Source organism: Pseudomonas urethralis (genome assembly GCF_021602465.1).
Classification (GTDB): domain Bacteria; phylum Pseudomonadota; class Gammaproteobacteria; order Pseudomonadales; family Pseudomonadaceae; genus Aquipseudomonas; species Aquipseudomonas vlassakiae.
In genome coordinates, this window is record NZ_BQIJ01000009.1 from 140,381 (window position 1) to 155,447 (window position 15,067).

At 64.8% G+C, this 15,067-nt stretch carries 13 protein-coding genes; 6 read left to right on the top strand and 7 right to left on the bottom strand.

Translation table 11 applies throughout. The features are described 5' to 3' along the window. Positions 1-184: 184 nt before the first annotated feature. From hemL to L6D64_RS16430, 3 genes are read right to left on the bottom strand one after another with little or no spacing between them, the layout of a single operon-like run. A complete protein-coding gene (gene hemL, locus L6D64_RS16420) occupies positions 185-1,468 on the bottom strand; it encodes a glutamate-1-semialdehyde 2,1-aminomutase (protein WP_176507086.1) in 1,284 nt (427 codons plus the stop codon). Between the two features lie 16 nt (positions 1,469-1,484). Then, positions 1,485-2,108 (bottom strand): thiamine phosphate synthase, encoded by a 624-nt coding sequence (gene thiE / locus L6D64_RS16425; RefSeq protein ID WP_176507087.1) that lies wholly within the window; start codon positions 2,106-2,108, stop codon positions 1,485-1,487. 13 nt (positions 2,109-2,121) lie between these two features. Further along, positions 2,122-2,919: a hydroxymethylpyrimidine/phosphomethylpyrimidine kinase gene (locus L6D64_RS16430; RefSeq protein WP_176507088.1), complete on the bottom strand. Its 798-nt coding sequence runs from the start codon at positions 2,917-2,919 to the stop codon at positions 2,122-2,124. A gap of 265 nt (positions 2,920-3,184) precedes the next feature. Here L6D64_RS16430 and L6D64_RS16435 point away from each other — a divergent pair, with 265 nt between their 5' ends. From L6D64_RS16435 to L6D64_RS16450, 4 genes are all read left to right on the top strand, one after another. Further along, complete coding sequence (locus tag L6D64_RS16435) at positions 3,185-5,164, top strand: sensor histidine kinase (RefSeq protein ID WP_176507089.1); 1,980 nt, start codon at positions 3,185-3,187, stop codon at positions 5,162-5,164. A gap of 142 nt (positions 5,165-5,306) precedes the next feature. Next, on the top strand, positions 5,307-6,959 hold the full coding sequence (locus L6D64_RS16440) for an acyl-CoA dehydrogenase family protein (protein WP_176507090.1): 1,653 nt from the start codon (positions 5,307-5,309) through the stop codon (positions 6,957-6,959). A gap of 84 nt (positions 6,960-7,043) precedes the next feature. Continuing rightward, on the top strand, positions 7,044-8,507 hold the full coding sequence (gene amn / locus L6D64_RS16445; RefSeq protein WP_176507091.1) for an AMP nucleosidase: 1,464 nt from the start codon (positions 7,044-7,046) through the stop codon (positions 8,505-8,507). Between the two features lie 6 nt (positions 8,508-8,513). Beyond that, positions 8,514-9,143: a pseudouridine synthase gene (locus tag L6D64_RS16450; protein ID WP_236192504.1), complete on the top strand. Its 630-nt coding sequence runs from the start codon at positions 8,514-8,516 to the stop codon at positions 9,141-9,143. A 17-nt stretch (positions 9,144-9,160) separates the two neighbouring features. Here L6D64_RS16450 and L6D64_RS16455 read toward each other — a convergent pair whose 3' ends face one another. Both L6D64_RS16455 and L6D64_RS16460 read right to left on the bottom strand, forming a co-directional pair. Then, positions 9,161-9,364 (bottom strand): DUF2788 domain-containing protein, encoded by a 204-nt coding sequence (locus tag L6D64_RS16455; RefSeq protein ID WP_027917747.1) that lies wholly within the window; start codon positions 9,362-9,364, stop codon positions 9,161-9,163. Positions 9,365-9,416: 52 nt separating this feature from the next. After that, positions 9,417-9,893 carry an Lrp/AsnC family transcriptional regulator gene (locus tag L6D64_RS16460; RefSeq protein ID WP_003249795.1) on the bottom strand — a complete coding sequence of 159 codons (477 nt, stop codon included), beginning with the start codon at positions 9,891-9,893 and terminating at the stop codon, positions 9,417-9,419. Between the two features lie 391 nt (positions 9,894-10,284). On the opposite strand from L6D64_RS16460, the gene L6D64_RS16465 reads away from it, so the two are divergent. Beyond that, complete coding sequence (locus L6D64_RS16465) at positions 10,285-11,103, top strand: DUF6515 family protein (RefSeq protein ID WP_176507092.1); 819 nt, start codon at positions 10,285-10,287, stop codon at positions 11,101-11,103. Between the two features lies 1 nt (position 11,104). Here the strand turns inward: L6D64_RS16465 and L6D64_RS16470 are convergent, their stop codons facing one another. Then, positions 11,105-11,974, bottom strand: a complete 870-nt coding sequence (locus L6D64_RS16470) for a cation diffusion facilitator family transporter (protein WP_176507093.1) — start codon at positions 11,972-11,974, stop codon at positions 11,105-11,107. Between the two features lie 25 nt (positions 11,975-11,999). Then, a complete protein-coding gene (locus L6D64_RS16475) occupies positions 12,000-12,419 on the bottom strand; it encodes a hypothetical protein (RefSeq protein WP_054886744.1) in 420 nt (139 codons plus the stop codon). A gap of 115 nt (positions 12,420-12,534) precedes the next feature. Here L6D64_RS16475 and hrpB point away from each other — a divergent pair, with 115 nt between their 5' ends. Next, positions 12,535-15,063 carry an ATP-dependent helicase HrpB gene (gene hrpB, locus L6D64_RS16480; RefSeq protein WP_176507094.1) on the top strand — a complete coding sequence of 843 codons (2,529 nt, stop codon included), beginning with the start codon at positions 12,535-12,537 and terminating at the stop codon, positions 15,061-15,063. The last annotated feature ends 4 nt before the right edge of the window (positions 15,064-15,067 follow it).

Consider the following 15,067-nt stretch of genomic DNA (forward strand, 5'->3'; position numbering starts at 1 on the left):
TGGGATAAGCAGCGCCAACCTTACAAAGTTTTACGCGAAATTCTGTAGAGAAGAAGGGTTTGCTGATTGGATTGGCAATTATTGCCTGTACCGGCCTCTTCGCGGGTAAACCCGCTCCCACAGGGTACACGCATAACCTGTGGGAGCGGGGTTTACCCGCGAAGAGGCCGGCGCAGGCGGCCCGTCACTTCAGCGCGGCAAAGGCTTTTTCAGCCGCATCCAGGGTGATCTGCAGCTCTTTTTCACCGTGGGCGATCGATGTGAAGCCAGCCTCGAACGCGCTCGGCGCCAGGTACACGCCACCGTCGAGCATCAGGTGGAAGAAGCGCTTGAAGCGTTCGGCATCGCTGGCCATCACGTCGTCGAAGGTGACGATGTCGTCGGCGCCGCTGAAGTACAGGCCAAACATGGCACCCGCCTGGGTGGTGACGAAAGGCACGCCAGCGGCATCGGCGCGTTGTTGCAGGCCATCGAGCATGCGGCTGGTGAAGGCGGTCAATTCGTCATGGAAGCCAGGGCGGCTGATCAGCTTCAGGGTGGTCAGGCCAGCGGCCATGGCCAGCGGGTTGCCTGACAGGGTACCGGCCTGGTAGACCGGGCCCAGCGGGGCGATGCAACCCATGATTTCGCGTTTGCCGCCAAAGCAGCCAACCGGCATGCCGCCGCCAACGATCTTGCCGAAGGTCGACAGGTCAGGCCTGATCCCGTAGTAACCTTGGGCGCCGCCGAGCGAGACGCGGAAACCGGTCATCACTTCATCGAAGATCAACACCACACCGTGCTTGTCGCACTGCTCGCGCAGGCCTTCGAGGAAGCCGGGTGCCGGCGGTACGCAGTTCATGTTGCCGGCCACCGGTTCGACGATGATGCAGGCCACGGTCTGGCCGACTTCGGCGAGGGTCTTCTCGACCGCGGCGATGTCGTTGAACGGCAGGGTCAGGGTGTGCTTGGCGAAGTCTGCCGGTACGCCTGCCGAGCTGGGCACACCTTGGGTCAGCAGGCCGGAACCGGCCTTGACCAGCAGGCTGTCGGAGTGGCCGTGGTAGCAGCCTTCGAACTTGATGATGGCGTCGCGGCCGGTGTAGCCACGGGCCAGGCGAATGGCGCTCATCGTCGCTTCGGTGCCGGAGCTGACCATGCGCACCATTTCCATCGACGGCACCAGCGAGCAGACCAGGTCGGCCATCTCGGTTTCCATCGCGGTCGGCGCGCCGTAAGACAGGCCGTGTTCCAGCTGGCGACGTACTGCATCGAGTACGTCCGGGTGGCCGTGGCCAAGGATCATCGGGCCCCAGGAGCCGACGTAGTCGACGTAGCGCTTGTCATCTTCATCGACGACGTAGGCGCCTTCGGCATGCTTGAAGAACAGCGGGGTGCCGCCGACGCTTTTGAAAGCGCGGACCGGCGAGTTGACGCCGCCAGGGATGTGCTTCTGGGCTTGGGCGAACAGGGCTTCGGAACGGGACATGGGTCTTCTCTCGAAATCAGCAAGCGAACAGGGCGTTGAAGGCGCGGGCGCGGCGGGTAACTTCCTGCGCGCTGTCGGCACCGAACAAGCCGTGGATGACCGCCAGCAGATCGGCACCATGGGCGATCAGCGGGGCGGCGTTGTCGAGGGTGATGCCACCGATCACGGCGATCGGCAGTTTTACCTGGGCGCGGGCCTGCTCCAGCAGGTCGACGTTGGCAGCCGGCGCACCGGGCTTGGTGACGGAATTGAAAAAGCGGCCAAAGGCAACGTAGCTGGCACCTTCGTTGGCAGCCTGGGCGGCAAGCTCGAGGCTGGCGTGGCAGGTGGAGCCGATGATGGCCTGGCGGCCGAGCAGGGCGCGAGCGGGTGTCAGCGGGCCGTCGGTCTGGCCCAGGTGCACGCCGACGCCCAGGCGTGCGGCCAGTTCGGCGTCGTCGTTGATGATCAGCTGGGTGCCGTAGCGTTCGCAAAGCTTCATCAGTGCTTCGGCCTCGCGCAGGCGGCGGGCGGCGTCATCGCCCTTGTCGCGGTACTGCAGCAGGCACACACCGCCTTCCAGCGCGGCTTCGACGTGGGACAGGAAACGGCCGGCGAGCAGCTGGCTGTCGGTGATTGCATACAGACCGCGTAGCTTCATTGAACGCCTCGTCTCAGGAGCAGAAATCCAGGGGCAGGCGACGCGGAACGTACTGGCCTTTGCCCAGCTGTTCGGCGTCGCGCAGGGTGCGCCAGGTGTAATCCAGGGCGCTTTTCACCGCGCTTTGCAGTTGCTCGCCGAGGGCCAGGCGACCGGCCAGGGCGCTGGCCAGGGTGCAGCCCGAGCCGTGGTAGCTGCCCGGCAGGCGCTGGCAGGTCCAGGTATGGCTCTGGCCGTCGCGGCTGTACAGGCGATTGTGGATTTCTTCCTCGTCACCGTGCCCACCGGTAATCAGCAGGTTTTTGCAAAACGGCAACAGTTTCTCGGCACACTCGTCGGCGGTGCCTTCAGGGAGTTCGGCCAGGATGCGCGCTTCTGGCAAGTTCGGCGTGGCAATGGTCGCCAGCGGCAGCAGGTGTTCGCGCAGGGCATAGCCGACTTCGTCCTTGCCCAGGCGGCCACCGCCACCGGCTCGCAGCACCGGGTCGCACACCAGCGGCAGGTGCGGGTGGGCACTGAGCAGTTCGGCGACGGTGTCGACCATGCCGATCGAGCCGAGCATGCCCAGCTTCACGGCGGCGACGGTGGAGTCGGCCAGCACGGCATTGGCTTGGGCCAGGACCCATTCGCGGTCGAGCACGCGGAAGTCGGAAACGTTGACGGTATCCTGCACCGTCAGGGCGGTCACGGTCGGTGCGGCGTGACAGCCTTGGGCGAGCAGGGCTTCTATATCTGCCTGCAAGCCGGCGCCGCCACTTGGGTCGTGGCCGGAGAGACAGAGGACAACGGGGCGGGAGCTGTAGGTATTCATGGTCGGCGAGCTTACCACCAAACCCCTTTGTGCGGATCGTCCTACAAATGAGATTTGTTGATCGAATGGTCAGATTTAATGGCGTGGTTACGCTGAAACTGTTGTCCTAGAGCCTTTTCTTTGAAAATTGGAGTGGCCCGTCGCCAGCCATGAAAGCTATGCTAGAGTGCTCGGATAACTCGACAAACGGGCTCTGCCGGATTTCGTCGTCTCAAAGGGATTGGAGGCCATCGCGACGCGACCGGACAGGCCATGCTGGGGCTGTATGCGCTATTTGCTGATTATGCTTCTGGGCTTGTTGCCCGTGCTGGCCGGAGCCGTCGAAATCGACGAGGCGACTCGGCATCTTCCCTTGGGCAAGATCATGCAGGTCTACGAAGACCGCGATGGCAGCGCGAGCATCGGCCAGGTCAGTGCACCTGTCTTTGCCAGCCGTTTCCGTACGCATCACCAGGACGTGCTGAACGCCGGTTACTCGCATTCGGTGTTCTGGCTCAAGGTCGAGCTGCATTATGTGGCTTCTGCCAATGCGCAACCGCGCCAGTGGCTGCTCGAGCTGGCATACCCCCCCATGGACCATATCGAGCTGTACCTGCCGGGCAGCGATGGCGAGTTCGTCCTGGCCCAGCGCACCGGCGACGCATTGCCCTACGCCAGCCGCCAGATCCGCCAGAACAATTACCTGTTCGAACTGCCACTGCAGCCTGGGCAGTCGACCACCGCCTACCTGCGTTTGCACAGCCAGGGTTCGGTACAGGCACCGCTGTCGTTGTGGTCTGCCGAAGCCTACCTGGAAGACCAGCCGACCCGCCTCTATGTGCTGGGCATGATCTACGGCGTACTGCTGGTGATGGCGGTGTACAACCTGTTCATCTACCTCAGTGTGCGAGACGTCAGTTACCTCTACTACATCCTCTACATTGCCTCGTTCGGCTTGTATCAGGTGTCGGTGAACGGGGCAGGGGTTGCCTACTTCTGGCCGGACAGCCCGTGGTGGGCCAACGCCGCAACACCGCTGTTCATCGGTGCTGCGGGCTTGTTCGGGTGCCAGTTCGCCCGTCACTTCCTGCAGCTGGGCAAGATCAGTCGCGGCTTTGACCGCTTGCTGCAACTGCTGATGCTGGGTGGCGTACTGGTGATGGTGCTGTCGGTGAGCATGCGCTACGGCATCGCCTTGCGCATGGCCACGGTGCTGGCCTTGCTGTTCACCGTGAGCATCTTTGCCGCCGGCTTGTATGCCTGGGTGCGTGGCCTGCGTGTGGCGCGCTGGTTCATCATCGCCTGGACGGCATTCCTGCTCGGTGGGCTGGTCAATACCCTGATGGTGCTGGGTTACCTGCCTAACCAGTTCATCACCATGTATTCCAGCCAGCTGGGGTCGGCGCTGGAAGTAGCGTTGCTGTCGCTGGCCCTGGCCGACCGCATCAACAGCATGCGAGAACAGCAGGCACAGACCTTGCGTGATACCGGTGAGGCGCTGGAGCAGATGAACCAGCAACTGGCCAGGAGCAATCACCTGAAGGATGAATTCCTCGCCACCGTTACCCACGAACTGCGGACACCGATGAATGGTGTGATCGGCTCGCTGGAACTGATGCACACGCTGCCCATGACTGCCGAGATGGCCCAGTACCACCGCACGGCGGTCGGCTCGGCCCAGGACATGATGGACATGGTCGACGACATTCTCACGTTGACCGAACTGCAGGCCGGCCGCATGCGCCCGCAGGCGCTGCCGTTCAGCTTGCGGCGGACGCTGCAGGACCTGCGTGCCGGTTATGCCGGAACGGCCTTGGGCAAGGGGCTGTACCTGAGCCTGGACATCCCCGCCGAGCTGCCGGACGAGTTGCTGGGCGATGCGCAGAAAGTGGCCCGCTGCCTGGGCTGCCTGGTGGACAACGGCCTGAAGTTCACCCATCACGGTGGGGTGATGATGCAAGTTCGCGGGCGCCGCCTTGGCCCAGACAGCCTGGCGTTGACCTTTACCATCAGCGACAGCGGCATCGGTTTCGATGATCTGGACCAGGCGATTCTCTATCAGCGCTTCTTCCAGGTCGATGGCTCGATGACTCGCCGCTATGGCGGGCTCGGCATTGGATTGTCGATCTGCCGGCAACTGGCCGAACTGCTTGATGCCAAGCTGTCCCATGAGTCGACGCGGGGGCTTGGGAGCCGGTTCGAGCTGACCTTGAATGTCGCTATTGCCCAGGTGCAGCGGGCCGTGTCGGGGGCTACGCGGTTCTAGGGCCTGCCTTGCAGGCGCTGAAAATGTTGTGGCGAACCCTTGGCAGCCCTGAGCCACATGTTTAGTCATTATTGTCACTATTACTGACCGCCAGGGAGTGCTTCACTGGGCTTTCACGCATGCCCGGATCCAGGAGCTCCCGATGAACCTGCACCAGTACGCTGAAACCCACGAAGTCACCAACCAGCCACCGTCGCTCGACGGTGCCAACCTGTACCGCCTCGACCTGCCGCTACAGGAATGGTCGCGGCGTTTCGGGGCCGGTTGGGCCGAAGCGCGGATCGACGCCTATGGTGCCTTGGCCGGCGGTCCGCTGATGGCCGCAGGCTTTCTGGCCAATGCGCACAAGCCGGAATTCAGCAGCCATGACCGCTACGGCCATCGTATCGACCTGGTCGAGTTCCACCCCGCCTACCACGAGTTGATGCGCACTGCCGTCGAACACGGCCTGCCATCATTGCCCTGGGCCGAACCTCGGCCCGGTGCCCACGTGGCGCGGGCGTCGATGACCTACCTGCACAGCCAGGCCGAAGCCGGTACCGGCTGCCCGCTGACCATGACCTTTGCGGCCGTGCCTGCGCTGCGGTTGCAGCCCAAGCTGGCCGAATACTGGCTACCGAAGATCCTCGCCCGCGAATACGACCCGCGCAACGTCGGTGACCGTCACAAGGCCGGCGTGACCCTTGGCATGGCCATGACCGAGAAGCAGGGCGGTACCGACGTGCGCGCCAATACCACCCGTGCTTACCCGGTCGGCAGCCCCGGCCCCGGGCAGCCCTACGAGCTGGTCGGGCACAAGTGGTTCTGCTCGGCACCGATGTGCGATGCCTTCCTGACCCTGGCGCAGACCGACAAGGGCCTGAGCTGCTTCCTGCTGCCGCGCCATCGGCCCGACGACAGCCGCAACCAGTTCTACATCCAGCGCCTGAAGAACAAGCTGGGCAACAGCTCCAACGCTTCCAGCGAAGTCGAGTTCCGTGGCGCGCTGGCGTGGATGGTGGGCGAGGAGGGGCGCGGCGTGCCAACCATCATCGAGATGGTGGCCATGACCCGTTTCGATTGCATGGTCGGCTCCAGCGCGTTGATGCGCCAGGCGCTGACCCAGGCGGCGCACCACTGTGCCCATCGCAAGGTCGGCGGCCGGGTGCTGAACGAACAACCCCTGATGCAGAACGTGCTGGCCGACCTAGCGCTGGAAAGCGAGGCCGCGCTGGCCCTGAGCCTACGCATGGGGCAGGCCCTGGAACAGCTCGACGACCCGCAGCAGGCGCACTTCGCACGGCTGGTCACGGCGGTGGGCAAGTACTGGATCTGCAAGCGGGCGCCGGCCATGATCAACGAGGCCGCCGAGTGCCTGGGCGGTGCCGGTTATGTCGAAGACAGCATTCTGCCGCGGTTGTATCGCGAAGCGCCGGTCAACTCGACCTGGGAGGGTTCCGGCAACGTGCAATGCCTGGACGTGCTGCGGGCGTTGTCCAAGGAGCCGGGGGTGCTCGATGCGCTGTTCGCCGAACTGGGCGACGGGCATGGCGACCCGCGCCTGGCCGCGCATATCGGCAACCTCAAGGGGGCGTTCGCCGATACCAGCGATATTCAGTACCGGGCACGGCAGTTGACCGAAGACATTGCATTGGCGTTGCAGGCCAAGCTGCTGCTGGAGGCAGGCAATGCCGTGGTCAGCGATGCATTCATCGGCAGCCGGCTGAGCGGTGGCGGGCGGGTGTATGGCGCCTTGCCGCGAGGCATCGATGTCGAGGCACTGGTGGCGCGGGCGACGCCCGCCTGGCCCAGTTGAACACGGCGGCTGACCATCGGGGATGTATTTAGTAACAAAGGCAGGCAAGATGGCTGACATGCATGTCCAGACAGGAAGCCCAGTGTGAGCCAAGCTTTTGTAGTCGTTGATACCCCCGAACAGGCCGTCGACCGTCTGGCGGCCCTGCATGAACAGGCCACCGGGGCCCTGAGCCAGGCCCTCAAGCGTTACCTGAAGGACCGTACCGAACCGAGTGCCGACGAGCGCGCCCTGTACCGCTACCCGGCACTGCGCCTGACCTATTACAGCCACGGTGAAGTGGCTGCCACCACTCGCGCCTATGCCAAGGTCCAGGTGGCGGGTACCTACAGCGTCACCGTCACCCAGCCGGCGGCATTCCGCGGTTACCTGCTGGAGCAGCTGCGGCCGCTGATGCATGACTACACGGTGACCGTGGAAGTCGGCGTCAGCGAGCAGAACATCCCTTACCCCTATGTGGTTGACCAGGGCGATGAGCTGGCTGGCAGTGGCATTACCGCCGCCGAGCTGGCGCGGGTGTTCCCCAGCACCGACCTGTCGGCAGCCACCGACAATATCGCCGATGGCCTGTACGACTGGGGCAATGCCGAAACCCTGCCGCTGGCGCTGTTCGATGCCGCCCGCGTGGATTTCTCGCTGCGTCGCCTGGTGCATTACACCGGCAGTGACTGGCGCCATGTGCAGCCGTGGATCCTGCTGACCAACTATCACCGCTATGTCGACCAGTTCATCAGCCACGGCCTCGAGCAGCTGCGTGAAGACCCGCGCTTCGTGCGCATGGTGCTGCCGGGCAACGTGGTGATCGAAAAGGGCATGGACCACGGCGAAGCGCAGGCATTGGTCGCCAGCGTGGTCTGGCACCGCTACCAGATGCCGGCCTATCACCTGATCGCCGGTGACGGTGATGGCGTGACCCTGGTCAACATCGGCGTTGGCCCGTCCAACGCCAAGAACATCACCGACCACCTGGCGGTGCTGCGCCCGCACTGCTGGCTGATGATCGGCCACTGCGGCGGCCTGCGTCAGTCGCAGACCATCGGCGACTACGTGCTGGCCCACGCCTACATGCGCCGCGACGGGATCCTCGACCGCGTGGTGCCGCCGAACATTCCGATCCCGGCCTTGGCCGAAGTGCAGTTGGCACTGCAAGAAGCCGCGGCACAGGTGACCGGCGAGCGTGGCGAAGAACTGAAGAAGCGCCTGCGCACCGGCACCGTGCTGACCTACGACGATCGCAACTGGGAGCTGCGCTGGGCTCAGGAGCGGCCGTTGATCAACCTGTCGCGTGCCGTGGCGGTGGACATGGAAAGCGGCACCATCGCCGCCCAAGGCTATCGCTTGCGGGTACCGTATGGCACCTTGCTGTGCGTGTCCGACAAACCCCTGCACAGCGAGATCAAGTTGCCCGGATCGGCCAATGCCTTCTACAACCGTGCGGTCAGCCAGCACCTGAAGATCGGCATCGCCGCCCTCGACCTGCTGCGCACCGAGCTCAATTCGTTGCACTCGCGTAAACTGCGCAGCTTCGATGAGCCGCCGTTCCGCTGAGGATCCATGCCACTGCCACCCCGTTCCAAGCCGCGCCGCCCCCAGGCGCGGCCTGCCGGTCCCCGTCGCCAGGCCAAGGCGCCGCCGGCCGAGCCACGCCTGATCCTGTTCAACAAGCCATTCGATGTGCTGACCCAGTTCACTGACGGGGAAGGGCGCGCGACGCTCAAGGATTTCATCGACATCCCTGGCATCTACCCGGCCGGCCGGCTCGACCGTGACAGTGAAGGCTTGCTGCTGCTGACCAACGATGGCGGCCTGCAGGCGCGCATTGCCGACCCCAGGCACAAGTTGCCCAAGACCTATTGGGTGCAGGTGGAAGGCGAACCGAGCGACGAGCAGATCCAGCGTTTGCGCGATGGCGTGGCGCTCAATGATGGCCCAACCCTGCCTGCCGAAGCGCGGCGCCTCGACGAGCCCGAGCTATGGCCGCGCAATCCGCCGGTACGGTTTCGCAAGAGCGTACCGACCCGCTGGCTGGAGCTGGTGATCCGCGAGGGGCGCAATCGCCAGGTGCGGCGGATGACTGCCGCAGTCGGCTTGCCGACCTTGCGCCTGGTACGGGTGCGCATCGGCGACTGGACGCTGGATGGGCTGGAGCAGGGTTGCTGGCGCGAAGTGGCGGCAAAGCTCTAGTAGCATTCGCGGAACTTCTAAACGCCTTCGAGAAACGCCACCACCACGCTCTTGATGATGAAGGCCAGCACTCCCAGCCCGAGCACGAAGAACAGGATCATCGTGCCAAAGCGCCCGGCCTTGGATTTTTTTGCCAGGTCCCAGACGATGAAGCCCATGAAGCCGATCAGTACAGTGACCAGCACGATCATCATCCACTCTTCGAATACGGCGGGATCCATCTGTGTTCTCCAGGCAGGCTGAGCTTGCGATTATACGCGGGCGGGTGGGCGTTTAACGCAGGTGTGTCAGTGGCAGCTCGGTGCTTGCCAGAACCTGGTTGAGCACGAAGCTCGAACGCACGCTGGTCACCCCTTCGATACGGGTCAGGCTGCCCAGCAGCAGTTTCTGGTAGTGGTCCATGTCTGGCACCACCACCTTCAGCTGGTAGTCGGCATCCATGCCGGTGACCAGGCTGCACTCGAGCACCTGCGGCAGGTTGCGGATGGCGGCTTCGAATGTCTCGAAGCGCTCCGGGGTATGCCGGTCCATGCCGATCAGCACGTAGGCGGTGAGGCTCAGGCCGAGTTTCTTGCGATCGAGCAGGGCGACCTGGCGCGAGATATAGCCGTCGTCTTCCAGTTGCTTGACCCGACGCGAGCATGGCGATGGCGACAGGCCGATGCGTTCGGCCAGCTCCTGGTTGGAGATGCGCGCGTCGCGCTGCAATTCGGCGAGGATGCTCAGGTCGTAGCGGTCAAGTTTGCTCATGGAAAAGGCCTTTTCTGTTCGGATTGCGGTGAATTATCGATCCAGGGTTAAAAATTGCGCAAGTGCTATTTATCTGAGCAATCTTCGCAATCCTGTGCCGCAGCCGCTCCCGTATCGTTAACCCCAGAATCACTGCCCGGACATCAGTCCACGGCGACGCGCCCTAGGCGGGCGGTCGCGGCCAGCCATCCAACAGGATCTGCAGGCCCCCGGGCTACACAGCTTCCAGAAGACGCTGTGAGGTGAGCCGGCGCCACAAGTGCCGAGCACGGACGACAATTCTCAAAGGGAGGCCAATGGCCTCCCTTTTTTCATGGCCGCAATTTCATCTGCCCTTGGTGCCAGCGCGGTAGACTGGCAGCATGCCGTTTTCTTTACCGTGAGGAACAACATGAAGTCACGCATCTGGCAGTTGGCAGGTGTTGGTTTGCTGGGTTTGAGTATCAGCCTTGGGGCGATGGCCGAAGGCCCGGGCGAGGGGCACGGCAACGAGGGAACCCCTGGCCGCGCACTCAACTCGCGTGACGAAGTGCAGCAGACGCAGCCCGCGCGGCAGGGCTATTACCAAGATATCCCCCGGCACAACGGCGACAACCGCCACTGGCAAGCCGGCGGCCCAGGGCAACGGCCCGGCGGCGACTGGCAGGGGCGCCCGGATGGCCACGGTAATGGCTGGGGCCCCGGGCCGCAGTATCGCCCCGGGCACACCATCGATCACTTCCCGGACCGCTACTGGAAGGTGCCCTATCGCGGCGATGACTACTTCTACTCCGGCGGTTACTGGTATCGCCCGCATGGGGGCCGCTACGTGGTGGTGACCCCGCCCTATGGCGTGCGGGTCAACTACCTGCCTTCCTATGCGCGGGAAGTCTGGCTGGGTGGTGCATTGTTCTTCCTGGTGGCCGACACCTACTACCAGTACCTGGCCGACAGCCAGGAGTATGTCGTGGTCAACCCGCCCGCCATGGCCCCGGCACCGTTGCCGGCGGCAGCGCCGGCCGGCAACAGCTACGACGTGATTGCCTACCCGATGTATGGCCAAGGGCAGGAGCAGCAAGACCAGGACCGTTACCAGTGTCATCGCTGGGCAGTGAGCCAGTCAGGCTTTGACCCGGCTACGGCGCCCTATGCGCCACCGGTCGAAGTGGCGAGCAACTACCGACGGGCACTCAGTGCATGCTTCAGTGGCCGAGGCTACAGCGTCAACTGACTCACACAGGGTCGGCATGCACCATCACATCCGCCTGCGGGTAACGCTGGCGGATGACGTCCGATGCCTGCACGCACAAGTCGTGTGCCGCATTCAGTGGCAGCTGCCCAGGTAGCTCCAGGTGCAACTGCACGAACCACTGGTTACCTGACACCCGGGTGCGCAGGTCATGCACGCCTTCGACGCCGGGGATGCCCAGCACCAGTTCGACCATCCCTTCGCCGATGTCGCTTGGCAGTTCCTTGTCCATGAGAATCGCCGTGCTCTCGCGGGCGATCTGCAATGCACTCCAGAGGATGTACAAGGCGATGCCCAGGCCGAACAGCGCATCCATCTGCGCCCAACCCAGGCGTGCCAGCAGCAGGGCGAGCAGGATGCTGCCATTGAGCAGCAGGTCGGAGCGGTAGTGCAGCGAGTCGGCGCGCACCGCAGTCGAGCCGGTCAGGCGAATCACCTTGCGCTGCAAGGCCAGCAAGGCAACGGTGAGCGCCAGCGACAACAGCATCACGCCGATGCCGATGGCCGTGTCACCCAGCGGTTGCGGGGCTCGCAGGCGTTCATAGGCCTGGATCCCGATCAGCACCGCGCTGACCCCGATGAACAGCGCCTGGGCCATGCCGGCCAGGGCCTCGGCCTTGCCGTGGCCGAAGCGATGGTCGTCGTCGGCCGGGCGCAGGGCGTAATGCACGGCAAGCAGGTTGAGGAACGAGGCGACGGCATCCAGTGCCGAGTCGGTCAGCCCGGCGAGCAGGCTGACCGAGCCGCTCAGCCACCAGGCGATGGCCTTGCTCAGGACCAGGATACTGGCCACCGCCAAAGAAGCGCGGGTGGCCAGGCGCAGCAGGCGTTGGTGTTCAGCCGGGGTAATCATGCTCGGGGCACTGTCCTTGTCGCTGTCAGGCTGCAGGTACCAGGCCCAGCGCCGCCAGCTGCTCGACGCTGCCGCGGTGCTGGATCAGCCGCGGGTCATCCAGCGGCAGGCGCTGGCCCAGTTCGCTTTCCAGGATGGCCTGCAGCTTGAGGTTGTCGACCTTGCCATCCGGGCTGACGGCGTCCCGCAGTTTTACCGGGTCGACCTGGGCGGTGTGCCCGCCTTTGTAGTAGATGGCGCCCGTGGCGAAGTCGATGCCAAAGGCGATCAGGCCTGGGATGACATAGAACAGGATGCCGATGGCGTCCATTGCCGCCACGACGGGGTCGATCTTGCCGCCGATCTGGCCACGGCGCTCTGGATAGAAAATGGTGCCGCAGGCCGTCAGCTGGGTCAGCAGCGTGACGATCAGGGCGCCACCGATGACGCGGGATGGGATGCGCATGTAAATCTCCGAGAAGTATTCAGCAGGGCAAGCGAAGCGCCAGCACCTGAAGCTAAGACCATGATAGAGCAGGCTGGGTTCGCCGTTATACTCGCCAGACTGTTCGAGGACCACCATGATTTCCTTACCGATCGATGCTGTCTTGCCTGCCTTGCGCGCAGCCCTGGAAAACCGCGACGAAGCCGTGCTTGAAGCGCCCCCCGGTGCGGGCAAGACCACCCGTGTACCGCTGGCGCTGCTTGACGAGCCGTGGCTGGCCGGGCAGACCATCCTCATGCTCGAACCGCGTCGCCTGGCGGCGCGGGCAGCGGCCGAACGCCTTGCCAGCGAGCTGGGGGAAAAGGTCGGCGAAACCGTGGGTTACCGCATTCGCCTGGACAGCAAGGTCGGGCCGCACACACGCATTGAAGTGGTCACCGAAGGCATCCTGACCCGCCGGCTGCAGGCCGACCCCGCACTGGAAGGGGTCGGCCTGCTGATCTTCGACGAATTTCATGAGCGTAGCCTGGACGCCGACCTGGCCTTGGCGCTGAGCCTCAATGGCCGCGAACTGCTGCGTGACGATCCGCCGCTGAAAATCCTGCTGATGTCCGCGACCCTGGAAGGCGAGCGCCTCTCGCGGCTGCTGGGCGACGCGCCGGTGGTGCGCAGCGAAGGCCGCATGCATCCGGTGGATATCCGCTGGGGCCGACCATTCCAGCCGGGCGAGTTCATCGAGCCGCGGGTAGTGGACAACGTGTTGCTGGCGCTGGCCGAACAGCCCGGCAGCGTGCTGGTGTTCCTGCCTGGCCAGGCCGAGATCCGCCGTGTGCATCAAAGCCTGCAGGACGCCCTGGGTGAGCGGCCAGATGTGCTGCTGTGCCCGCTGCATGGTGAGCTTGAGCTCAATGCCCAGCGCGCCGCCATCGACCCGCCGGCCAAGGGCCTGCGCAAGGTGGTGCTGGCCACCAACATCGCCGAAACCAGCCTGACCATCGACGGCGTGCGCGTTGTCATCGATGCCGGCCTGGCGCGGGTGCCGCGCTTCGATCCGGGCAGCGGCATGACCCGCCTGGACACCCAGCGGATTTCCCGCGCCAGCGCCACCCAGCGCGCCGGCCGGGCAGGGCGCCTGGAACCCGGGGTGTGCTACCGCCTGTGGTCCGAGGCCCAGCATGACCAACTGGCTGCCCACGGCAGCGCCGAAATCCTCCAGGCCGACCTTGCCGGCCTGGCCTTGCAGCTTGCGCGTTGGGGCGTCACTCCCGACCAGTTACGCTGGCTCGACCAGCCGCCGGCAGCGGCCTTCGCCCAAGCCCAGGACCTGCTGGCGCGGCTGGGCGCGTTCAAGCCGGGCAGCCGTGACAACCTCAGCGACCACGGCCAGGCCATGGCCGAACTGCCGACCCATCCGCGCATCGCCCACCTGCTGTTGCGCGGGCAGGACCTTGGCCTGGCAACGATGGCCTGCGATGTCGCTGCCTTGCTTGGCGAGCGAGATATCCAGCGCGGTGGTGGTGCCGACCTGCACCGCCGCCTGGCGCTGGTCAGCGGTGAAAGCAAGGCCAGCCGGGGTGGCCAGGGCGGCGTGCAGCGTGCGCGGCAACTCGCTCGGCAATACCGTGGCCTGTTGCGCGGCAAGGCCACGGCGGCGGTTGCCGACCCCGACCATCCGCGCTGGCTTGGCGCATTGCTGGCGCTGGCTTATCCCGATCGGGTCGCCCAGCAGCGTCGCGAGGGTGGCGCTGAATATCGCCTGGCCAATGGCCGTGCGGCGTTGTTCGCCGAGGCCGACGCGTTGATGAAATGCCCGTGGTTGGTGATCGCTGACCTGGGTAGCCGCCAGGGCCAACGGGAAGAACGCATCTACCTGGCGGCCGAGTTCGACCCAACGCTGCTCGATGATGTGCTGGCCGAGCAGGTCGAGCACGTCGATATCCTCGATTGGGACGAGCGCGAGCAGGTGCTGCGTGCCGAGCGCCAGACCAAGGTCGGCGAGCTGGCCCTGGCGCGCGAGCCGTTGCCTGGGCTGGACGACCAGGCCCGCGCCAAGGCGTTGCTTGGCCTGGTGCGGCGCAAGGGCCTGAACCTGCTCACCTGGACCCCGGAGCTGCGCCAGTGGCAAGCACGGGTGGCGCTGTTGCGTCAGCTGGATCTGGACAAGGACGGGCAAAGCGAATGGCCCGACCTGGGGGACGAGGCGCTGTTGGCGACGCTGGAAGACTGGCTGCAGCCCTACCTGGGCAAGGTCTCGCGCCTGAGCCACTTCGCCGCGCTGGACCTGCCGTCGATCTTGCGCAATCTGCTGCCCTGGCCATTGCCCCAGCGCCTCGACGAATGGGCGCCGGCGCATCTGGCAGTGCCCTCTGGCTCGAACATCCGCCTGGACTACAGCGAACACCCGCCGATCCTTGCCGTGCGGCTGCAGGAACTGTTCGGCCTGGCCGATACGCCGCGCATCGCCCAGGGCCGCCAGCAGGTGAAACTGCATCTGTTGTCGCCAGCGCGACGGCCAGTGCAAGTGACCCAGGATCTGGCCAACTTCTGGCGCACCACCTACGCCGAGGTGAAAAAGGACTTGAAGGGGCGCTATCCCAAGCACTACTGGCCGGATGACCCTCTGGTGGCCGAAGCTACCGCGCGGGCCAAGCCGCGCGGTACCTGAGCAA

What these genes read in the sequence shown, in the direction of transcription:
- L6D64_RS16435 (WP_176507089.1), top strand. Translation starts at nt 3,185, where the DNA reads ATGCGCTATTTGCTGATTATGCTTCTGGGCTTGTTGCCCGTGCTGGCC.
- thiE (WP_176507087.1), bottom strand. Translation starts at nt 2,108, where the DNA reads ATGAAGCTACGCGGTCTGTATGCAATCACCGACAGCCAGCTGCTCGCC.
- hrpB (WP_176507094.1), top strand. Translation starts at nt 12,535, where the DNA reads ATGATTTCCTTACCGATCGATGCTGTCTTGCCTGCCTTGCGCGCAGCC.
- L6D64_RS16440 (WP_176507090.1), top strand. Translation starts at nt 5,307, where the DNA reads ATGAACCTGCACCAGTACGCTGAAACCCACGAAGTCACCAACCAGCCA.
- hemL (WP_176507086.1), bottom strand. Translation starts at nt 1,468, where the DNA reads ATGTCCCGTTCCGAAGCCCTGTTCGCCCAAGCCCAGAAGCACATCCCT.
- L6D64_RS16465 (WP_176507092.1), top strand. Translation starts at nt 10,285, where the DNA reads ATGAAGTCACGCATCTGGCAGTTGGCAGGTGTTGGTTTGCTGGGTTTG.
- L6D64_RS16470 (WP_176507093.1), bottom strand. Translation starts at nt 11,974, where the DNA reads ATGATTACCCCGGCTGAACACCAACGCCTGCTGCGCCTGGCCACCCGC.
- L6D64_RS16455 (WP_027917747.1), bottom strand. Translation starts at nt 9,364, where the DNA reads ATGGATCCCGCCGTATTCGAAGAGTGGATGATGATCGTGCTGGTCACT.
- L6D64_RS16460 (WP_003249795.1), bottom strand. Translation starts at nt 9,893, where the DNA reads ATGAGCAAACTTGACCGCTACGACCTGAGCATCCTCGCCGAATTGCAG.
- L6D64_RS16430 (WP_176507088.1), bottom strand. Translation starts at nt 2,919, where the DNA reads ATGAATACCTACAGCTCCCGCCCCGTTGTCCTCTGTCTCTCCGGCCAC.
- L6D64_RS16475 (WP_054886744.1), bottom strand. Translation starts at nt 12,419, where the DNA reads ATGCGCATCCCATCCCGCGTCATCGGTGGCGCCCTGATCGTCACGCTG.
- L6D64_RS16450 (WP_236192504.1), top strand. Translation starts at nt 8,514, where the DNA reads ATGCCACTGCCACCCCGTTCCAAGCCGCGCCGCCCCCAGGCGCGGCCT.